Source organism: Streptomyces sp. NPDC058157, from assembly GCF_042884105.1.
Classification (GTDB): domain Bacteria; phylum Actinomycetota; class Actinomycetes; order Streptomycetales; family Streptomycetaceae; genus Streptomyces.
In genome coordinates, this window is sequence record NZ_JBHVUQ010000415.1 from 1 (window position 1) to 1,899 (window position 1,899).

1 protein-coding gene is annotated in these 1,899 nt (G+C 78.9%); it reads right to left on the bottom strand.

The window, feature by feature from the left end; genetic code table 11:
• Positions 1 to 210: 210 nt before the first annotated feature.
• Positions 211 to 1,221 (bottom strand): helix-turn-helix transcriptional regulator, encoded by a 1,011-nt coding sequence (locus ACFVXK_RS38460; protein WP_389622010.1) that lies wholly within the window; start codon positions 1,219 to 1,221, stop codon positions 211 to 213.
• Between the last annotated feature and the right edge of the window lie 678 nt (positions 1,222 to 1,899).

Genomic DNA, 1,899 nt, shown 5'->3' on the forward strand with positions numbered 1-1,899 from the left:
CCGCCCTGGAGACGGCGGGGTACGAGACCGTCGCACACGGCGCCACCTTGACCGTGACCCGCCGCCGGGCCCCGCGCTGACGGCCCCTCGAGGGCCCACGCGTGTACGGCCGCGCCCCGCGGGCTGCGGGCGCGCCGACGTGCCTCGGGGGGCGGTCGGGGGTGCGGTGGGGCACCGTCCCATGGTCGCCGCCCGGTGAGGGGTCGCGGGTCACTCTCCGGCCGGGAAGCGCAGGGTGTGGGAGGGCGGGGCGCCGTAGGCGTCGCGGTAGACGGCCGCGAACCGGCCGGCGTGGGCGAAGCCCCAGCGTGCGGCGACTTCCGTGACGGTGACCGGACCGGCCGGATCCGCGGCCCGCAGCTCGGCGTGGACCTGTGCGAGGCGGACCCGGCGCAGGTAGGTCAGGGGTGTGGTGCCGGCGTGCCGGGCGAAGGCGTACTGCAGGGCCCTGGGGGTGACCGGCACGGATCCGGCGATGTCGGCGAGGCCGATGTCCCGGTCGGCGTTGTTCTCGATGAAGACGACGGCGCGGCGCAGGGTGTCCGAGGTGGAGTCGGGGCCTTCGGGCCCGTCGCCGGGGGCCGTGGCCGCGTCGTTGGGGAACACCGCGAGCGCGGTGGCGGCCAGGAGCCGCCCGGATGCGGCGAGGACGAGGGGTGCCGTGTCGGGGACGGCGGCGAACAGGGAGCGGCGGACGAACTCGGCGGTGCGCCGCCACATCCCGGCGCGGAGGGCGTCGACGGGGGCGAGGCCGGTGAAGCGCACGGCCCTGCGCGCGTCGCCCGCGTCCCGGCCGGCCGCGGCCTGGACCGCGGTCCAGGGCAGGGAGAGGCTCATGAGGGCGGCGTCCTGCGTCCGGGCGGTGCGGGGGCGGCCGGGCCGTCCGTTGAGGAAGGTGTGGCCCGGTCCGAAGCGGTGTTCCTCGCGTCCTTCCGCGACGGTGACGTGGCCCGCCAGGAGGGTGGAGACGACGAGCAGGGCGGGCGGGCCGGCGGCGAAGCCGAGGGTGCCGGGCAGTTCCAGTTCGCCGGCGACGGCGGCGGGGGTGGAGACGAAGGAGCAGCGGTAGGGCCGCGTCGCGGCGGCGGGGGCGTGAACGGCGAGGCGCGTTCCGTAGACCGATGCGAGGAACGCGGCGAACTGGTCGGCGTCGGGGGTGGAGCAGCCGCGGCGCTCGGGGACGGGGCGGCCGGGGCGCTCGGGGACGGGGTGCCATCGCATCGTTTCCCCTTCCCTCGCGTCGCGGGGCGTGCGGCCGGTCGTCCTCGCCGCTCCCGTACCCGTTCCCGGGCGGGCTGCCGCGAAGACTGCCGCACCCGGCGCCTGCCCACCGGGGGGCCCGGGTAACGGGGGGCGGGGGCCGGGTGTGGAGCGGTTCCACGGGCGCCTCTGGGGCGCGGGCGGGGATGTGTGGGGGCGGGACGGGGTCAGCGCCCCGTCCGGGGGTCCGGGATGGGGTGCAGCCGTGGGCCTGCCGGTAGGCGGCGGCCCCACCGGATGCGGCCGCCGGTGCCGCCGAGCGACGACTCCCTCCCCCGCGGGGTGGCGGCAGGGGCGGGGCGGCCGCCCGCGGGCGGGCCCGGGGGCAGGCCATCGGGCGGCCGTTCGCGCCTTCCCGGCCGTCGGCCTCGTCCTCGGCCTCGTCCTCGTCCTCGTCGGACCAGTGGTCCCCGGCCGCGAGGGGGCGGGGACGGCGCGCCACCCGTCGGAGCGGGTGGGCGCCGGGCGTCCAGTCGTTGAAGTCGCCGACGACGCGGCGCCTCCTCGGGCCGTACGGACCCACCAGGTCTCCCGCGTGCCGTGCCGGGGTTTCGCGCCGCGGCCGTCCGGCGCGGTCCGTGGACAGGGCGGGAGCGGGGCACGTCCGGGGAGCGAAGGCCGTCCCGTGCTCACCCGGAC